15 protein-coding genes and 2 pseudogenes are annotated in these 19,297 nt (G+C 39.4%); 5 read left to right on the plus strand and 12 right to left on the minus strand.

Going from position 1 to position 19,297, the window contains the following annotated elements:
* Positions 1-339, minus strand: a pseudogene (locus tag BV375_RS06885) (ISAzo13 family transposase); the annotation flags it as partial.
* A 158-nt stretch (positions 340-497) separates the two neighbouring features.
* On the opposite strand from BV375_RS06885, the pseudogene BV375_RS06890 reads away from it, so the two are divergent.
* Positions 498-818, plus strand: a pseudogene (locus BV375_RS06890) (Uma2 family endonuclease); the annotation flags it as partial.
* A gap of 135 nt (positions 819-953) precedes the next feature.
* Here BV375_RS06890 and BV375_RS38070 read toward each other — a convergent pair.
* From BV375_RS38070 to sufR, 3 genes are all read right to left on the minus strand, one after another.
* The gene (locus BV375_RS38070; RefSeq protein ID WP_339376761.1) at positions 954-1,319 is read right to left on the minus strand and encodes a DUF6745 domain-containing protein; all 366 of its coding nucleotides are present in this window, start codon (positions 1,317-1,319) and stop codon (positions 954-956) included.
* A gap of 110 nt (positions 1,320-1,429) precedes the next feature.
* Positions 1,430-1,702 (minus strand): hypothetical protein, encoded by a 273-nt coding sequence (locus BV375_RS06900; protein ID WP_243713867.1) that lies wholly within the window; start codon positions 1,700-1,702, stop codon positions 1,430-1,432.
* Between the two features lie 76 nt (positions 1,703-1,778).
* Positions 1,779-2,456 carry an iron-sulfur cluster biosynthesis transcriptional regulator SufR gene (gene sufR, locus BV375_RS06905; RefSeq protein WP_086758664.1) on the minus strand — a complete coding sequence of 226 codons (678 nt, stop codon included), beginning with the start codon at positions 2,454-2,456 and terminating at the stop codon, positions 1,779-1,781.
* Between the two features lie 285 nt (positions 2,457-2,741).
* On the opposite strand from sufR, the gene sufB reads away from it, so the two are divergent.
* From sufB to BV375_RS06925, 4 genes are all read left to right on the plus strand, one after another.
* On the plus strand, positions 2,742-4,181 hold the full coding sequence (gene sufB / locus BV375_RS06910; protein ID WP_086758666.1) for a Fe-S cluster assembly protein SufB: 1,440 nt from the start codon (positions 2,742-2,744) through the stop codon (positions 4,179-4,181).
* Positions 4,182-4,258: 77 nt separating this feature from the next.
* Positions 4,259-5,047: a Fe-S cluster assembly ATPase SufC gene (gene sufC / locus BV375_RS06915; RefSeq protein ID WP_086758668.1), complete on the plus strand. Its 789-nt coding sequence runs from the start codon at positions 4,259-4,261 to the stop codon at positions 5,045-5,047.
* Positions 5,047-6,411, plus strand: coding sequence for a Fe-S cluster assembly protein SufD (gene sufD, locus BV375_RS06920; RefSeq protein ID WP_086758670.1), 1,365 nt, complete (start codon positions 5,047-5,049; stop codon positions 6,409-6,411). Before sufC ends, sufD begins: the two co-directional genes overlap by 1 nt.
* 34 nt (positions 6,412-6,445) lie before the next feature.
* Positions 6,446-7,708 carry a cysteine desulfurase gene (locus BV375_RS06925; protein WP_086758672.1) on the plus strand — a complete coding sequence of 421 codons (1,263 nt, stop codon included), beginning with the start codon at positions 6,446-6,448 and terminating at the stop codon, positions 7,706-7,708.
* Positions 7,709-7,844: 136 nt separating this feature from the next.
* Here the strand turns inward: BV375_RS06925 and BV375_RS06930 are convergent, their stop codons facing one another.
* The 8 genes from BV375_RS06930 to BV375_RS06960 all read right to left on the minus strand — a co-directional run bounded on the left by BV375_RS06930 (position 7,845) and on the right by BV375_RS06960 (position 19,065).
* The gene (locus BV375_RS06930) at positions 7,845-8,045 is read right to left on the minus strand and encodes a hypothetical protein (RefSeq protein WP_086758674.1); all 201 of its coding nucleotides are present in this window, start codon (positions 8,043-8,045) and stop codon (positions 7,845-7,847) included.
* A gap of 404 nt (positions 8,046-8,449) precedes the next feature.
* Positions 8,450-8,809, minus strand: coding sequence for a DUF5615 family PIN-like protein (locus BV375_RS06935; RefSeq protein ID WP_243713868.1), 360 nt, complete (start codon positions 8,807-8,809; stop codon positions 8,450-8,452).
* Complete coding sequence (locus tag BV375_RS37500) at positions 8,787-9,302, minus strand: hypothetical protein (RefSeq protein ID WP_208095508.1); 516 nt, start codon at positions 9,300-9,302, stop codon at positions 8,787-8,789. The genes BV375_RS06935 and BV375_RS37500 overlap by 23 nt, the downstream gene beginning before the upstream one ends.
* Before the next feature lie 83 nt (positions 9,303-9,385).
* A complete protein-coding gene (locus BV375_RS06945) occupies positions 9,386-10,006 on the minus strand; it encodes a TenA family protein (RefSeq protein WP_086758676.1) in 621 nt (206 codons plus the stop codon).
* Between the two features lie 101 nt (positions 10,007-10,107).
* Positions 10,108-10,878, minus strand: a complete 771-nt coding sequence (locus BV375_RS06950) for a pentapeptide repeat-containing protein (protein ID WP_086758678.1) — start codon at positions 10,876-10,878, stop codon at positions 10,108-10,110.
* Positions 10,879-10,986: 108 nt separating this feature from the next.
* Entirely contained in the window at positions 10,987-11,133 is a 147-nt protein-coding gene (locus BV375_RS36645; protein ID WP_166507396.1) for a hypothetical protein, read from the minus strand.
* Positions 11,134-11,509: 376 nt separating this feature from the next.
* On the minus strand, positions 11,510-13,054 hold the full coding sequence (locus tag BV375_RS06955; protein WP_086758679.1) for a response regulator: 1,545 nt from the start codon (positions 13,052-13,054) through the stop codon (positions 11,510-11,512).
* A 2-nt stretch (positions 13,055-13,056) separates the two neighbouring features.
* Entirely contained in the window at positions 13,057-19,065 is a 6,009-nt protein-coding gene (locus tag BV375_RS06960) for a hybrid sensor histidine kinase/response regulator (RefSeq protein ID WP_086758682.1), read from the minus strand.
* Positions 19,066-19,297 lie beyond the last annotated feature (232 nt).

A 19,297-nucleotide genomic window follows, 5' to 3' on the forward strand; every position in this document is an offset into this window, starting at 1 on the left:
AGAAAGACGCATATAGAGCCTTTGACTTTTAAAACTTGGGTCTATCTGACTTTGACCATCAACTAACTTTTTGATATCTGATAAAAGATTTGGTAGATGTGATTCTGCTTTATAACGTCCTCGACCTCGATAGTTATCTATACAAGTGATACCACTATTTAATTCTTTGATTGCTTTACTAATAGTTACCCGATTCCATCCCAACTCTCGCTGTGCTAGAGAGTGTCCTCCGTATCCTAATGCCACAACTGTTTGTGCAATAAATTTACGTTTGGCTGCTCCTGTTAATTGCTGTGCCGTTTCCTTCAACAAGTGTTTTAGTGAATCCGTTAATTGTATAGACACCTTTTTCTACCGAAAAATCGAATCATCCTTGAATTTACTACAAAAAGGGGAAGGGAGAGGCTGCCTGCGGCAGCCTCTCCCTTCCCCTCGGAATGATTATCATTCTTATAAACTGTATATTTTATTTTCTGGAAGTCCCTAGTAATGTGCTAGCTTATGGTGCGCTAATTGAGCCTATTCAACTGGCTGTAGAAGTAACTTCAACTAATTGGGATGATGATTATATTGATAAATTAGATGAGTATCAGCGGCTTGGTATTGCTGAGTATTGGATTGTAGATTATTTAGCGATCGCTTCTCGTGCTTATCTGGGTAATCCCAAACTGCCTACGGTTTTTGTTTATCAATTAATTGATGGTCAATATCAAGTGCAAAAATTTACAGGGAATGACCGCATTATATCTGCTACTTTCCCAGAATTAAATATTACTGTTAAACAAATTGTAGCTGCAAGTCAAATTCAAAAACTTTAATTACAGTTTATTTATAAAGTACATATACAGCGTTTTTCAGGTAAATGAGGTACAGGTAAGGGTACAAGAATGTGTTTTATTTTTACTTAAGTTTGTAGCATAAAATCTTCTGGGTCTATACCCCAATTTACCCAACTAATAGCCTCTCTTGCGGATGCTATATTTGAAGGTACGCGCAATATTATGAATATTTCCTGTACTGAGACAAATCATTTTTAATAAACACATGAATTCTAGAGATGTAGAACCACGTCGATTTATTTCTTGGTAATTATCAATTCTTAATAAACTGTATTCTTGCCAACTATCTAACTCAATTGCACCCAATTCTTCACAAATGCGTTTGTAGCCAATACCTTGAATCAAAACTCTTCTGAGTTCTGCGTTACGTTCTTCAAGTAACCATGTTGCTTGCCATTGATTTGCAAATACTTTACCGTATTTTTCAGGTAGTCTAACACCTTCATAAGCATATACTTTAAAACCATCAGCATACTCTATTTAATATTATTTATATGCGATCGCTGCAATAACAATTTTAGTATCCGAAATCGCTCTAAAGCGCAGCTACAAGCATTTTATAGTTTTTATCAATGCATTAAAACACAACTTTACCATTTCAAATAAGCAGCTTCAATTCCCTGTTCGCGCTTAATTTTGCTATCTTTTTCAAACCAGGCAATTACCTGTGCTGTGGTTAAATCTTCTATAGCAACACCATATTCTTGGGCAATATGTGTTAATAGCTTCAGAGATGAAATTGTCAATCTTGTTAAAAATTTCTCTGAAGAAGATAATAAAGCTGCGTCTACTTTTGCTGACTCTTCCAAACTTAAAAACTGTTCTGATGGCGAATTTGTCATTTGTCCTTTGTCATTAGTCATTGGTCATTTGTTATTTCTCTGTGTCACCGCGTCTTGTGTCTCCGTGTCCCCCTTGTCCTTTTTGTCTGCCTGATCCCTATTCCCGCGCTTGGACTAAATACCCACAACGATGTTCGCCATTGATAATCCAGTGGGTGCGCTCTACTGTACAATCTGGGAGAACAGCGGCAAACATTTCTAATTCATGACCGCAAATGCTGGGGAATGATTCGGCAACATTAGAAATAGCGCATTTATGTTCCATTAAAATAAAGCGATCGCATTCTGAGGAGTCATGGGAATCTACAGGATGATACTCAGCCATGAAGCCTTCAGCTTTTCTAAATTCCACTAGATTGGCTACACGCTCTTTTAAGGAACCTTTACCTAAGCGATCGCGGTATTCTTGCGCCTTGCGTTCCCACTGTTTTTGTAAAATTGTTTTAACTTGGTCTCGCCCTACCGTTTCTGCTAAAGTATCAAGCAGGGAAACCGCAAAATTTCCGTAACTATCACCAAAGTGATCGCTCTGACGATGCAGGCGATCGCGTCCTAGGGAACTGAGTTGATAAACGTGCTGCGGACGCCCCATCCCCGCCTGCACTGTGGTTGAATACAAAATTAGCTCTTCCGCCTCCAAATCCTTGAGATGGCGACGGATCGCTTGGGCACTAATATCTAAGACTTCAGCTAGCTCAAAAGCGGTTGCTTGTGAGTGTTCGAGGAGATATTCCAGAATATCTTGCTTCGTTGAGGACTGGTGGGTAGTCGCCATCTTCTCTGCCAGACGCTGCGCGAACGTCCCAAAAATTTCTTTGAAAATTTGACTTTAACAACATTGTTGTTGTTAATCTAGCGTAAAATGAAGATAAGTTAAACAACATAGTTGTTGTTTTAGTCTCCATCCCTATTTTAACAGCCGTGTAACCACTCTGTAACCGTAGATGGGAATTGTTTAAAACCAAGCCCGTCTCCCATTCTGAAGGGCAGCGCGTTGCGGGATTCCCCCCGTTGTAGCGACTGCAATAGAGATTTAAACGAACACGAGAGATTATTACTGATGAGCGCCACTGTCAAAACCTTAGTCAACCAACCATACAAGTACGGCTTCGTAACCGACATTGAGGCCGACACTATTCCGCGTGGACTAAACGAGGACGTTATTCGCTTGATCTCCGCCAAGAAGAACGAGCCGGAATTCATGCTGGAGTTTCGCCTCAGAGCGTATCGCCAGTGGCAGAAAATGACAGAACCAACTTGGCCTAGTGTCAAGTATCCACCGATAGATTATCAGGATATCATCTACTATTCAGCTCCTAAACAGAAAAAACAAAAGCTGGAAAGTTTGGATGAGGTTGATCCTACTCTGCTAGAAACCTTTGAAAAGCTAGGCATTCCCCTGTCTGAACAAAAGCGTCTGACAAATGTCGCTGTTGATGCTATTTTCGATAGTGTATCCGTCGCCACAACTTTTAAGGAAAAGCTAGCTAAAGACGGCGTAATTTTCTGCTCGATTTCCGAAGCATTGCAGGAACATCCAGAACTGGTAAAAAAATATCTGGGTAGCGTCGTTCCCGTAGCTGACAATTACTTTGCAGCGCTGAACGCTGCTGTATTCAGTGATGGTTCTTTCGTCTATATTCCTAAAGGCGTTAAATGCCCAATGGAACTGTCTACCTATTTCCGCATCAACTCTGGTGATACTGGACAATTTGAGCGGACATTAATTGTGGCTGAAGAAGGTAGCTATGTTTCCTACCTAGAAGGTTGTACAGCACCAATGTACGACAGCAATCAACTACACGCAGCTGTTGTAGAACTTGTTGCTTTGGACAATGCTGAAATTAAATACTCCACAGTACAGAATTGGTACGCTGGAGATGCTAACGGCAAAGGTGGTATTTACAACTTTGTCACTAAGCGTGGTTTGTGTCAGGGTGTCAATTCCAAAATTTCCTGGACTCAAGTAGAAACAGGTTCAGCAATTACTTGGAAGTATCCCAGCTGCGTATTGGTGGGTGATAACTCTGTAGGTGAATTTTACTCGGTGGCGCTGACAAATCATATGCAGCAGGCAGACACCGGCACGAAGATGATTCATATTGGTAAAAACACACGCAGCACCATTATTTCTAAAGGAATCTCCGCAGGTAACTCCAGCAACAGCTATCGGGGTTTGGTAAAAGTGAATCCGAAAGCGCAAGGGGCGAGAAACTATTCTCAGTGCGACTCAATGCTGATTGGAGATAATGCCCATGCGAACACTTTCCCTTATATTCAGGTACAAAATAATACTGCCAAGGTAGAGCATGAAGCTTCTACTTCTAAGATTGGGGAAGATCAGCTATTCTATTTCGCCCAAAGGGGCATTTCGGCAGAAGATGCAATTTCGATGATGATTAGCGGCTTCTGCAAGGATGTATTCAATCAACTGCCGATGGAATTTGCTGTGGAAGCTGATAAGTTATTGAGCCTGAAGTTGGAAGGTAGTGTTGGTTAATGCTTGTAGTCAGCACTTGAGAAATCTTAAGAAGCGCTGAAGCGCAACTACGAACTGAGAGAGATAAGAGAGAGAACATGATTATTGAAAATAGCGAAGTTGTGCTGTCAGTCAGGGATCTGACGGCTACAGTTGATGGGACACCGATTCTCAAGGGTGTAAATCTGGAAGTTCGTGCGGGTGAAATCCATGCGATTATGGGGCCGAATGGTTCTGGTAAGAGTACTTTTTCTAAGGTATTAGCAGGACATCCAGCATATCAAGTGACTGGTGGTGAAGTAATTTTCCAAGGGCAAAATCTGCTGGAATTAGAACCAGAGGAACGAGCGAGATCTGGTGTATTTTTAGCGTTTCAATATCCCCTAGAAATTCCCGGTGTCAGCAATTTAGATTTCTTGCGGGTAGCATACAATTCTCGCCGCAAAGCACAGGGTTTAGAAGAATTGGATGCGTTTGATTTTGACGACTTGGTAGAGCAAAAGCTGGAAGTTGTGAAGATGAATTCGGCTTTCCTCAACCGCAGTGTGAATGAAGGATTTTCTGGTGGTGAGAAAAAGCGGAATGAAATTCTGCAAATGGCACTGCTGGAACCGAAGTTAGCAATTTTGGACGAAACCGATTCAGGTTTAGATATTGATGCGCTGAAGATTGTGGCGAACGGGGTTAACCAACTGGCAAGCCCGGAGAATGCCACGATTATGATTACCCACTACCAACGGTTACTCAATTATATTGTGCCCGACTATGTGCATGTGATGGCACGGGGACAAATTCTGATGTCTGGCGGTAAGGATTTGGCGCTGGAATTGGAATCTCGTGGTTATGACTGGGTAGTAGAAGAAAACGTTGTTGAGGTGGGTGTCTGATGACTATTCAAGTATCCCCCAGCCCAATTGCTAACTCAGATGCTATGAGTTTGAGATCTGCTGTCTTAGATAGAGATGAATATCTAACTGGTTTGTTAAATCAGCTAACAGCACAAAAAGCAGAAGGTTGGTTGCAGGAATTACGCCAACATGCTGTTAAATGGGTACGTCACTCGACTATCCCTACCACCCGTGAGGAAGAATGGCGATTTACTGATTTGTCAGCGTTGCGCAAGGTGCAATTTCAGGCAGCAACGCAATTTATACCATCAGAAATTTCGTCACTGACTCTACCAGAAGCCGCTAACAGTCGGTTGGTGTTTGTTAACGGAGTGTACACGCCAGACTTATCTGCAATTACAGATTTACCTGCGGGTGTTATTGTCAGTAATTTGACAGCATTACCCCAAGCTGAACAGGAACACATCAGCCAGTATTTAGCTCAAGCTGAAGGGGCAGAAGAAGTATTTACTGCACTCAATACTGCCGGGTTAACTGATGTCGCAGTGGTAGTGGTGAGAAAGAATGTAGTCATTGAAACGCCAATTCACTTATTATTTATTGCCGTCGGCGGTGACAAGCCGACGATTTCGCAGCCACGTTGTTTGGTAGTGGCGGAAAGTGGCTCGCAAGTAACTTTTATTGAAGAATATACGAACCACAAAGACACAGAGGGAAAGGTTTACCTTACCAATGCGGTTACGGAAATTTGGTTAGCTGAGAATGCCCAAGTGAGTCATACTAGGGTTGAGCGGGAAGGTGCAGAGGCTTTCCATATTGGAAAAACTGCGATCGCTCAGGCTCGTGATAGTCGCTATACCTGTAATGCAATTACCTTTGGGGGAAAGCTGTCACGGCATAATTTAGAGGTTTTGCAAACTGGTGAGCAAACCGAAACAACACTCAACGGTTTGACAATTATTTATGGCAATCAGTTAGCTGATACTCACAGTGCGATCGCGCTGAATCATCCCTATGGTAAAAGTGAACAATTGCATAAGTGTATCGTAGGCGATCGCGCCCATGCAGTATTCAATGGCAAAGTTTTTGTTCCCAAACCAGCACAGCTAACAAATGCAGCCCAATTGAATCGGAATTTGCTGCTTTCATCGAAAGCTAGAGTTGATACAAAACCCCAACTAGAAATTACAGCAGATAACGTGAAATGCGCTCACGGTGCTACTGTTAGCCAGTTGGAGGATGATGAAATATTTTATCTACAAAGTCGGGGAATTGATGAAAATGCTGCCCGGAATTTGTTGATTAACGCTTTTGCAGCCGAAATTATCAATCAAATACCAGTTGCTTCCCTGCGCGAAACTCTTTTAACCACAGTCAATAGTCTCAAGTCATCTCATGACTAATGACTAATGACTAATGACTAATGACTAATTACCAATGACTTTTACTTCTACCAAAACCCTAGCCGATTTAGTTCGTGGTGATTTCCCGATTTTGCATCAGGAAGTCAATGGTAAACCCTTAGTTTACCTAGATAATGCTGCTACTTCCCAAAAACCTCTGCTGGTACTCAATACCCTAAGAGATTATTACGAGCAGTATAATGCTAACGTGCATCGGGGTGCCCATATTCTCAGCGCTCAAGCTACTGACGCTTATGAAGGTGCTAGAGATAAAGTTACCAAATTTATCAATGCTGCATCGCGTCAAGAAATTGTCTACACCCGCAATGCGAGTGAGGCGATTAACTTGGTGGCTTATAGCTGGGGAATGAATAATTTGCAGCCGGGAGATGAAATTATTTTGTCGGTGATGGAACACCACAGTAATATAGTCCCTTGGCAATTTGTGGCACAAAAAACGGGTGCGGTACTCAAATTTGTGGAACTGACACCAGAACAAACTTTTGATTTGGAGCAGTTCAAAAGACTGATTTCTGATAAAACTAAATTAGTGTCAGTAGTTCATGTTTCTAATACTTTGGGTTGCATAAATCCAGTACAAGAAATAGCTGCGATCGCTCACAGATACGGTGCGAAATTCTTAATGGATGCTTGTCAAAGTGTTCCTCATATGCCCATTGATGTGCAACAAATAGACTGTGATTGGTTAGTCGCCTCCGGTCATAAAATGTGTGCCCCGACTGGGATAGGCTTTTTATATGGCAAGTTAGAATTGCTAGAATCAATGCCACCATTTTTCGGTGGTGGTGAGATGATTGCGGAGGTATATTTAGACCATTCTACCTATGCAGAATTACCCCATAAATTTGAAGCGGGTACACCTGCAATTGGCGAAGCGATCGCTTTGGGTGCAGCAATCGATTATCTTACTAATATTGGTATGGATAAAATCCATGCTTATGAAGCCGAATTAACAGCTTATTTGTTCCAACAATTAGAGCAAATTCCCCAAATTCAAATTTACGGGCCGAAGCCAGATAATAAAGGTGAGGGTAGAGCAGCTTTAGCATCGTTTACAACACCAGATGTTCACGCCAACGACCTATCTACATTATTAGATCAAGAAGGCGTTGCCATCCGTTCTGGACATCACTGCACTCAACCATTACACCGTTACTTAAATGTTGCGGGAACAGCACGGGCAAGTTTATATTTCTACAACACCCGTGAGGAAATAGATATTTTTATCAAAGCCTTGAAGGACACTCTTGACTTTTTTGCTGGAATATTTGCTTAATTTTGGGTGGGCAATGCCCACCTTTTTTAATTTTAAAATATTAAACTTTCTCCAACTGCTCTATCTCTGAATTGGCAATTAAATTCTTAAGATAGTCACGAGTTTCTGAGAAAGTTAAATACAAAAAATTGTTGTGTTAAACCAGTATTTCATATTGATTGAGAACGACTTCATTGGCATCTTCACGCCAACTCAAACCGTAAATTAGTCCTAAATTACAAGCCTTGCTTCCAAGTTCACCAATTTCTAAGAGTATATCTTTATATTCGGGTTTTAGCTTTTCTTTCCTAATCATCTCATCAAGTAAGGCTTGATATTCAGTATTAGCTTCACTCATAAGTCGTATAAAATTTAGCAACGAGCACCTGTAATTATAACCGCTAAAAATTAAAATTATTGAAATTGAGATACAGCCCATTCGCGCACGCACTCATGCGCTAGACAAGCCTGGGCTAAATTTTGATTTGCTGTCCACAACTCAATGGATAGAGTCATACGAAGTTGCCATTATCTGCTCTGGTACTTAGAACTCAGATCATGATACCCTAGAGCAACAGTACTTGCATAACTTAATTGAATGTCAGAATCGAAAAAGCATGGCAAGATAAAGTATTGAGTCACCTAGAGAAACTTACAGACGATGCAGTGGAAGCAGAACAAATAGCTGTTGGTTAATGATGATGGCTATAGTTGGCGTGCGCTCAAGGACAACCCAGCTATAGTCATCACTACCACTACAACCTACCAGTTGTAATGATTCAAAACTATAAACTGCCCTACCAAAGATAAATTTGTATTTTCTAAATTTGCAATAGCCTTAACTATCGCAGCGTAACTCATACTTTTTGCGGTATCAGCGTCCTGGTATATTGCTAGAATTCCTAAATGGTCTGAATTTGCTTGATGTAATTCTAAAAAGTCGTTACAGTTGCGAGTTAGCAAGACACGCTGTTGAGTTCGAGCCATTTCCATTACTAAGCTATCTGGGATACCAGTTATCCCAGCCTCGCCGATTGTTAATAGATCGTGCTTATCTGCTCGTAACATCTCAACAAGACGACGTGCTTGTGTATCCTCGTCAACTAGCAGCCTGAGACTCAACTCTCACTCCTTGCTGTTCTAGACGATAACGTTCTTCCTCAGCTTCCATCTTGATGAGTTCGTGGTTAGCTTCACAGTAGCGAATGATTTCATTAACAGCAGCGATAGGCAAAGAAAAGTTTTCGGCTGCTTCTTCAGGAGAAAGAGTATTCAACTGCATATCTTGCCAAACAGTAGAAGCTAACAGCCGTCGCCCTTTTACGTATAATTGTTTTCGCCAAGGATGGGGACGTGATACCAAATATTGCCAAATAGACTGTGGGGTTGGCTCTAATTCTGGAATTACCAGATGAATTTGTTCGCCTGATGTCACAAGTCGGATTTGATAGCCTTGTTGCAGATAATTGTGGAGAACAGCCATCACAGAAATTGAGCGCAGAATAGTTTCTTTAGTAGTTGCTGCACCCATTGCTACTCGCAGCCACTCAATCTGTGCTTCTTGTTCAGGTAAAACGTTGAAGTTTTGCCGTTTTGTTTCACCCGCTTGACTCATAAAACTTGGTCAGATGTATAAGTATATTATGAGTATAGTTGACTTATAAAGGGCGATGCCTGCTTATAGCTCAATCAAGACTACTACAACGTCCATGCAGCTTGGAAAAAGTCACGTTCACAGAACATGGCATAACGATAGGTAGAGTGTACCAACGGTGTAGCGCTAGCGTAATTGTCAACTAAACTTTCTAAATTTTGTGCCAACGGTTGAAAATCTGCACTGCTGTAAGTCCGAATCCAGTTTGCATATAGATGATCGGGAATGCCATCATTAGCTAACTGTTCTCCCAAAAAAGCATACAGACGCATACATGGGGACATAGCAGCAGCAGTTAAACCCACATCCCCACCCCAAGCGGTAGCTAATAAAAAGTCAGTATAGCGACGGGTAGCTACTCCTGGCTCTACAGAATGTAAATTGACTCCCCACTGAGCAGCGTAGCCTTGATGTAGCCGCAGTTCGTGCAAAACTCCGTCAGCTAGGGCGTGAAATGTAGTGAATCCTAGCCAGTCTGGTGCTTTAGCGGCGGCGATGCTGTAAGCACGGGCAAAAGCTTCTAAGAAAAAAGCATCTTGTCCTACATAGTAAGCAAATTTTTCTGGCGCAAGAATACCGTTAGCAATGCCTTGAACAAAAGGATGCTCTAGACAAGCTTGGGCTAAATCTTGATTTGCTGTCCACAATTCAATGGATAGAGTCATTAGTCAAGAGTCAATAGTCCTTTGTCATTCGTCATTAGTCATTTCCACGCGTCACCTTGTCTCCGCGTCTTTGCGTCAGTTCCTCCCCATCCCTTTCTCTCCTAAAAGGGTAGGAACTGAAACAAGACTGAGCCAAGACTACCTAAAAAGTCAAAAAAGCTGGGTTTGCCAACATTAACTTTACCATCTGGAGGTGTTTGTAATTCTTTAATAAAAGCTTGTGCTGTTTGGATACCAGGAGCATTTTTTTGCTCTGTAAAAATTTTTGTGGCAATCTGAGCATCTTGGAACGCGCCTTGTCGATCCAATACTTGGTAACGGGCAACACCACGAGCCAAGTAAGCTCCTGCATAGTCGGTTTTTGCTGCGATCGCTTGATTAAAATACTCAATTGCTTGCGGTGTATTGCCTTTTTGCGCTTCTGCTACACCCCAAGCATAAAATTCTTCTGCTGTGGCAATTTGCGATGGTATACCTACTGCACCTTGAAGATAAGTACTGTTAAGGTTTACTCCATTTAATTCTGCATTGACTAGGTAGGAATTTCTTAAGTCTGCATTTGCCAAATTTGCCCCAGCGAGTTTAGCAGCACTCAGGTTCACGCCGAATAAACTAGCACCAGTCAAGTTTGCACCCCTCAAATCAGCACCAGTCAAGTTTGCACGGCTAAGATTAGCACCTGCGAGATTGGCTCCGCTTAAATTGGCTCCAGATAAATCAGCCAATACCAAACCTGCATTTATCAAGTCACAATTTTGACATTGTTTAGTTGCCAATAACTGTCTAATGTGTTCAGAATTTGCTGCTTGAGCGCTAGTAGTCAAGCTGATTGTGGTTAAAAATACAGTTGTGGCTAGAATTTGGCTTTTCATATTCTCTATAGCAATATTTGTTACTCAGTTCTCAACTTTCGCTGAGATATATTTATACTTCAGCCTATGATATGAATAATCTCAGCCATTCGCCATATTTAGTATTAATCAATACATAGTAAGTTGGGTAACGGTGAAAACTTGATGATTAAAGTTGATGCTACCAGTTGTTTGACTGGGAGCAGACCAATTCATTCCTGTAAATAAACTAAGACTAAACGTAAGGCCAACAGCCAATAAGAATTTTTCGATCATAATAGTTACTCTCCATAATCGCCAAGTAATAACCGAGGCGAATTCGCATTTAAAGTATTATTTATTTTTCCCAAAAGCTAAGTGATAACCAATAAGATTTACTGTGATTTGAATCCTATCGTTTAGTGATGGCGATCGCACACAAAAAGATTGGGTTTTTTAACTACATGAGCTACAAGACTTGTAGGATAAGGAAAAAGCCTCCAAAGTGAAAGAGCAAGAGATTGATAGCTAGCTCTTGTATCTGTTCCAAAAGTACCCATATGCCAACCAGATAACTGTCACAATTAAGTTATCGCGATTTAGAATTATGTAATTTTTTATACTTAATTTGATTAAAAATTATTGCGATCGCCAATCCCTAATTTTCCAAATATTACTCAGAACGACTGCTATTTAAACTACTTGGGAGTAAACAGGCAAATTCTGAAGAATGCTGTCGTACAGGAATGGTAATAATAAATTCTGCTCCTTCACCAGGTGCGGACATACACTGCAACCATCCCCCATGCTTAGAGATAATTTGGTAACTAATACTCAATCCCAAACCTGTTCCCTTACCAACAGGTTTTGTAGTAAAAAAGGGATTGAAAAGGTGTTGCCAGATATATTCAGACATCCCAACCCCATTATCGGCAATTTGAATAGAAACAAAATTATTGTCAACTATTCTAGTACGAATAATAATCTGGCTTGGATTAGCCTGAGCATCTTGTGAAATTTGCTGTTTTTCATACTCTTCTAAAGAATCGATCGCATTAGCAATCAGATTCATAAATACTTGGTTGAGTTGTCCAGCATAACATTCTACTGCGGGCAAATTGCCATATTCTTTGATAACTTTAATACCTGAGTGATTTGTATTAGCTTTGAGGCGATTATGCAAAATCAGCAATGTACTATCTAAGCCATCATGAATATTTACCGGCTTCATTTCTGCTTCATCGATCCGAGAAAAGTTCTTTAATGATTGAATAATCTCACGGATGCGTTCAGCACCAATTTTCATTGAAGATAGCAGTTTCGGTAAGTCTGTAATTAAAAATTCTAGATCTATTACCTCTAGCTGTTCTCTAATTTCTAACGGCGGCTCAGGGTTGTATTTGGCGTACAAATGCAACAGATGAAGTAAATCTTGAGTGTATTGGCTCGCATGAGTTAAGTTTCCATAGACGAAGTTAACGGGATTATTAATTTCATGAGCAACCCCTGCTACCAGTTGTCCCAGACTGGACATTTTCTCGCTTTGTACTAATTGACTTTGAGTTTCTTGCAGTTGGCGAAAAGCAACTTCTAACTGATTGGCTTGTATTCGATAACGAGTTTCTGACTGTTGTAAGGCTTGCTCTGTGAGAATCCGCTCACGAACTTCTTGTTGTAGTTGCTGATTTGCTTGTTGAAGTTCAGCCGTTCTTGCTTCTACTCGTTGTTCCAATTCAGTAGTTAATAGTACAAGCTCTTGCTCTACTTTGAAACGCTCTTGAATCTCCTGTTCTAAACGTAGAGAATGCTCTTGTAATTCTTTAGTTAAATTTCGCAGACTCAAATGAATTTTAACGCGAGCTAAAACTTCTTCATGCTGCAACGGCTTAGTGATATAGTCTACAGCCCCAAGACTCAATCCTTTGACTTTATCTACTGTTTCTGATAATGCCGTCATGAAAATTATCGGAATATCTTGTGTAATTGCTTTGGCTTTTAAACGACGACAGGTTTCAAAACCATCCATGCCTGGCATAATTACATCTAATAATATTAGATCGGGCAAAGCATATTCCATTTGCTCAATTGCGTCTTCACCATCTTCGGCAACTAGAACTTGAAAACCAGAATCAGCTAGAAACTCAAATAGTACGCCTAAATTAGTCGGAGTATCATCAACAATTAAAATAGTATTGTTTACAGTATTTTTTTGATTCATGATTAATTGCCTGCACTTTTAAGAAATTCGCGGATTTTTTTAATTTGAAAGCCTTTGGCTAATTGCTGTAACTCTTGAAAGAAAGGAAGATATTGAACATTTAATTGTTGTAAGCGAGATGCTTCTTCAATAATTCCTTTTAAATCGCCTTGCCAGGCTAATTTTAATAGAGCAGCTATTTCTTCATTTGGGGGAAATATCAAATTTTGTTCCTCAGAATTAGATTGAGAATGAGTAACTGCTGTTGACTCTTCATAAATCCATTCTAAATCTAAATAAATTTGCAACTTTGTAAAAAGTTCTGATATCCGAATTGGTTTAGGAAGAAAGTCGTTACAGCCAATTTCTTTGCTTTTTTGTTGATCAAAATCAAAAACACTAGCAGAAGTTCCCAGAACTATAATATTCTTAAGTTCAGGCGATCGCCTAATTCTGCGGGTTGCTTCTAAGCCGCTTAATATTGGCATCATCAAATCCATTAATATACAATCTATCGGTAATTCTGCCGCTTTATTTAAGCAATCTTGCCCATCAACAGCTTCCACAATTTCAAATCCGATTGCAGCTAGCATCTTCACTAAAATTGACCGATTTTCTAACTTATCATCAGCAACAATAATTGTGCGTTTTTTACCCTGATAACCGATAATATTTTGGTTTATTGCTTTTACTGAATCTGGAGATTGTTCAACTTCTGGCAATTCTAAATCAAAGAAGAAATTACTACCTTTACCTAAAGTACTTTGAACCTGAATTTCTCCTCCCATCATTTGCACTAATCTGCGACTAATAGATAACCCTAAGCCTGTGCCTTCTACTTTGCGATTGTTTTCACCTACTTGGTGAAAAGGTAAAAATATATCTTGTAATTGTTCAGGAGCCATACCGACTCCTGTATCTTTTACCTGAAACCGAATCTTGTTATTGTGATAGCCAACTTTTAAAGTCACTTCACCAGATTCTGTAAACTTCACAGCATTACCGAGTAAATTAATTAAAACTTGTCGCAACCGTTTTTCATCAGCTTTCACTCCTTGAGGTAAGTTAGTTATTGGCTGATAAATTAAACCAATGCCTTTTTGTTGAGCGCGAATCCGACAAATTTCTGCAATTCCTTCCAAAAATTGGGTAAAATGAAATTCTGTAGGATACAATTCCATTTTCCGCGCTTCAATTTTGGATAGATCCAACACTTCATTAATTAGGTTTAAGAGATGATCGCCACACTGATAAATAATATTCAACCCATCTTTTTGAGAATTAGTTATATCTTTATCTCGTTGCAGGATTTGAGTGTAACCTAAAATCCCATTCAACGGTGTGCGGAGTTCATGGCTCATATTAGCTAAAAACTCACTTTTGGCATGATTAGCAGATTGCGCTGCTGCTTCGGCTTTTTGCAAATGCACATTTTTTTCTTGTAATTCCTGAGTTCGCTCTTGAACTTTTGCTTCTAAAGTGGCGTTAGCTGTCGCTAAATCACTGTAGAGGCGAGCATTTTCAATGGCAATTGCTGCTTGCGAAGATAAAAGTTTTAAAATTTCTAATCTATCTGGAGTAAATGCTTCTGGTGTGAGATTATTTTCTAGGTAAACAATGCCACTCAGTTTTCCTTGATGGAGAAGTGGCGTACATAATACTGATTTAGGTTTTTGATTAATAATATAAGGATCTGTTGCAAAAATTCCTTCACAAATTGTATTGCTGCATAAAACATTTTCCAGGGTTCTGGCTACATAATTAATTATTGATACAGGTAATTCATCACTAGTAGCTATTGGTTGTGATTGCATAACAATCACATCTTGTTGCTCAACTGTTGCTTTTGCTTCTATTAGCAAACTGCCATCTATCTCTAAGATCAGGTGTCCAGTTTGAGCGCCAGCGTTTTCTAGCACAATTTTCATTAATTTATCCAGCAATTTACTCAAAACAATTTCGCCAGAAAGAGCTTGAGCAGCTTTCATGACTGTTGCTAAATCGAGAACTTGAGAATTACTGCCAGTCGTGGCTGTTTTTGTAAAAGTATTTTCTGTATTGATGTTTGCGATGTTCTGCGATGTCTCACGACAAGCCACTTCGTGTCTACGCATAATCAATTGGGGATAGCGTGCTTCTAAATCTTTGACTTTAGCGATCGCTCCCCAATGACTATAGGCGTGGTAAGCATTAGTCATGTATGTACGGGCAATGGTTTGTTTACCCCATGACAGATAAAATTTAGCAGCAAGTTCGTGAGCGAGAGCTTCTTCGTTGATGTACTCGTTTTCTTTAGCAAGTGCGATCGCTTTGTCGTAATTTTCTATTGCCTCTACTTTTTCATCTAAAACTCGATGTCGTTCTGCCTCCACTAGATAGAATTTGTGCAGATGATTCATTGGGGCATGATGCGCCCATTTTTGCATTTTTTCTTGATTAGCTTGGACGCGATCGAGAATGGTCTGCTGCTCAGACTCTAGATTATCGTCATACACTGCCAGCCGAATTAAAGAATCGTATAAATGGAAGATAGGAATAACGGGTAATCCTACCGATGCACCTAAATACTTCTCTGCTATAGCAGTATTCTCAATCGCTTGAGAGTAGTTTTCAAACAAATAACAAAGTAAAATTTTGTTCAAATACAAGTAGAAAATCCCCGCATTATCATTTGCTTGCTGGTGCAGAGGCAACCTGATTTCTTCATCGTAGACTTCACCCTGGAGACAACAGGAATTTTCACTTCTTCCGAGTAGATTTAAGACAGCTTGCAAATAAATTTCTTGAAAATTAAGTGCTGTTTCTTGCTTAATTTTATAAATAGCATCTCTGTAAGTTACCATCTCTTTTTCCAGTCCAGTCAATTCTTTGCCGCTAAAGTAAGCGCAATAGGAGTATACTATTAGACCAAAAGTAGCCCATTCTAAATCTCCCGTCTCCATTCCGCTAGCGTAAGCTGACATGAAAGGCTCCAATGTTTCTTTGAGATGCTCTTTCCAATGTCGGGTAAATATATTTACTATGACTACTGTCTTGGCTTTAATTTCTTTAGCATTCAACTTTGACACTAGATTTAAAGCCAATTGACCAAACTGATGACCTGAATCAATATCTCCCACAACTCCACAAAGCAGAAGACCATAATTGGCATAACCAAAGGGAGACACCGAAGCATTACCATATTGGACAGATAATTGTACTTGTTTGCACACTGTCAAGGGCAATAGTTGTGGGGCCGCAACGTATACAGCAGCAAAGATACTTGATAAAAGTCTGATAGCTGCTAATTTATAGCGATCGGTCATTTGAGGCAGGTCAATTAAATCCTCAATTTGCTTCCCATTTAACATTGCCGAAGTTTCCCCTAGCGCCTGCCCAATATCTGATGGGTTGGGCTGTTGGGGAAACTCTATCCCTAACAGCTTTAAAACTTCTAACGCTATATTAACTGCTTCTAGAAGCTTGTTCTGCGATACGTAAGCTTGAATCTGGACTTCATAGACTTTAACTTTGTCCAGCAGCGTTTTAGCATGGTTTTGTACTATCTCAACAAACCTGTGCATTCCGACAAAATCACCACTCAAAAAAGCTGCCTCTGTTGCTTCTGAGTACAGTGCCAATGTCAGTTCATATTCACACTTCCAGCTTTCTTCTGCTAGCAGTCCTAAACCAACTTGTAAATATTTGATGGCAGAATCGTGCGCTGTTGCTGCTTTAGCTTTTTGCCCGGCTATGAGGTTTAGTTGAGCTAGTTCATATTTTTCTGACTCAGATGTGAGTAGTTCCGTACCGTAATTGAGTTGATTAACTAGTGCAAATATGTTTTCTTTGCGTTCTTCTGGCGTTGCACTTTGCAGCAGTAATTGACCTATTCTCAGGCGCGTTTTTTTCTTCTGCTCATCAGGAATCATAGAATACGCTGCTTGCTGCACGCGATCGTGCAAGAATCTGTATGTGATTGTTTGAGATGTATGAATTAATTTTACTACTTTATCTACCCTATTTTCTATTTCCTCTCGATCAATTAATAGGGGTATTTTGTATGAATCATTTAAAGTAAAAATTAAACCTTCTTGCAGAGCTTCCCATAAATCTGCTGCTGTTTGGGACTGACTTGTTTGATTAACAGTTGCCAAAACTTCTAAAGTAAATTTATCTCCAATACAAGCTGCTATTTTTAAAACATTAATTGTCCGTGATGATAGCTTTTGGATTTGGCTAACCATCAAGTCAACAACATTATCTGTATTATGAATATCTTTTAGCCGCTCAATATCCCATTGCCATCTACCTTCAAAAAAATTAAAGTTTATTAAATTTTCCTGGTACAGATATTTGAGTAATTGAGTTAAGAAAAAGGGATTACCTTGGGTTTTGTTAAATACTAACTCAGCTAGCGATTTTACTGCTACATTGCTGCTACGTAGAGTATCTGCAACTAACTGATTAACACAATCAATATTCAAAGTTGTGAGAACAATATTATTGATGGTATTCCTAATTAACCGAATTTGCTCAAGGGTATGAACTAAAGGATGAGTTGCATTGACTTCATTATCACGATAAGCTCCAATTAATAATAAATATTCGCTATCTGCGTCGGTAATAATTAGCTCGATTAACTTCAAAGAAGCTGAATCTGCCCATTGTAAATCATCTAAAAATAAAACTAGAGGATGTTCTCGTTTAGTAAAGACATGAATAAACTGTTGAAATACCCGATTGAAACGATTTTGCGATTCTGATGCGCCTAATTGTAATACCGCAGGCTGAGAACCAATAATCCGTTCTACTTCTGGTATCACATCTATAATTATCTGTCCATTTTGACCGAGTGATGCTAATAGTTTAGATTTCCAAACTACTAAAGATTCAGCACTTTCTGTTAACAGTTGCCGCATTAATTCTTGAAAAGCTTGAATTAATGAAGCATAAGGAATATTCCGTTTAAACTGATCAAATTTACCTGAAATAAAATATCCCCTCTGGCGGACAATTGGTTTATGAATTTCGTTTACTAATGAAGATTTACCAATTCCAGAGTATCCTGAAACCAGCATTATCTCGGATTGACCATTGCTGACACGCTCAAAGGCATTTAATAATGTATTGACTTCTGCTTCCCTACCATACAGTTTTTGGGGAATGATAAATTGGCTAGATAAATCTAATTGTCCAATCGTAAATTCATCAATTTGACCATTGTTTTCTAACTGCTGTAGACATAATTGTAAATCTGCTTTTAACCCCAAGGCGCTTTGATATCTATCTTCAGCCGTCTTAGCTAAAAGTTTCATGATGATCTCTGAAAGTACTGAAGAAATTTCTGAATTAATCTTGTGAGGTGAAGCAGGAGTTTTTGCAATGTGGGAGTGAATGATTTCTAGCGGATCATTGCTATCAAAAGGTAACAAACCAGTAAGAATTTGATAAAAGGTGACTCCTAAAGAATAAAAATCGGTACGATAATCAAGTGACCGATTCATTCTGCCAGTTTGCTCAGGAGACATATAGGCAAGTGTGCCTTCGATTAAGTTGGGGTTGCTGATAGTTGGATTTTCTCTAGATAATTGTGATGCAATACTAAAGTCGATGAGTTTAACAGTGAGATTTTCTGGATTAATAATAATATTTTGTGGCTTGATATCTTTATGAATAACTTGCTTATTATGAATATTTGCTAAAGCAGATGCTAATTGAGTAGCTATAAGTAGGAAATTTTTTAATGATAATTGATGTGTATCGATAAAATGCTTGAGTGATATCGCGCTTAAATCCTCTAAAACTAGTGCAAATCCGTTTTGATGCTTTTCTAAACTTAACGGCTGAATAACTCCGGCAATACCTTTTAAGCTGTTAAGCACTTGATATTCAAGTCTCAGTCCGGTTAACTCTTTTAAGGTGGGATATTCAGCTTTAAGTGCTTTAATGATGACTGCGGTTTGATCTACCTGTTTGATGGCGCGATAAACAACGCTATCAATGCCTTCATTTAAAGTTTCTACGAAAATATAGCCAGGAAGTATTAGCATCGTTTTTGTTAGATATAAATATAATTAAGTTGAACTGGATATGAGTTTAAGAGTTTGGGATGGAACAATTTAAGTTCTATCAAGGCTTTGATGAACCCATATAATGATTCCCAGACCAATCGATTAACTTTTGATAGCTAAATAAAACTAAATCTTTAGAAAAAAATAAGCCTGCGCACAACCTGGAATGTATGTGAAGCAGGCTTATTTTGTGTTTTATGAATTCCGCAGA

Origin of the sequence: Nostoc sp. 106C (genome assembly GCF_002154725.1) — a bacterium.
GTDB lineage: Bacteria > Cyanobacteriota > Cyanobacteriia > Cyanobacteriales > Nostocaceae > Aulosira.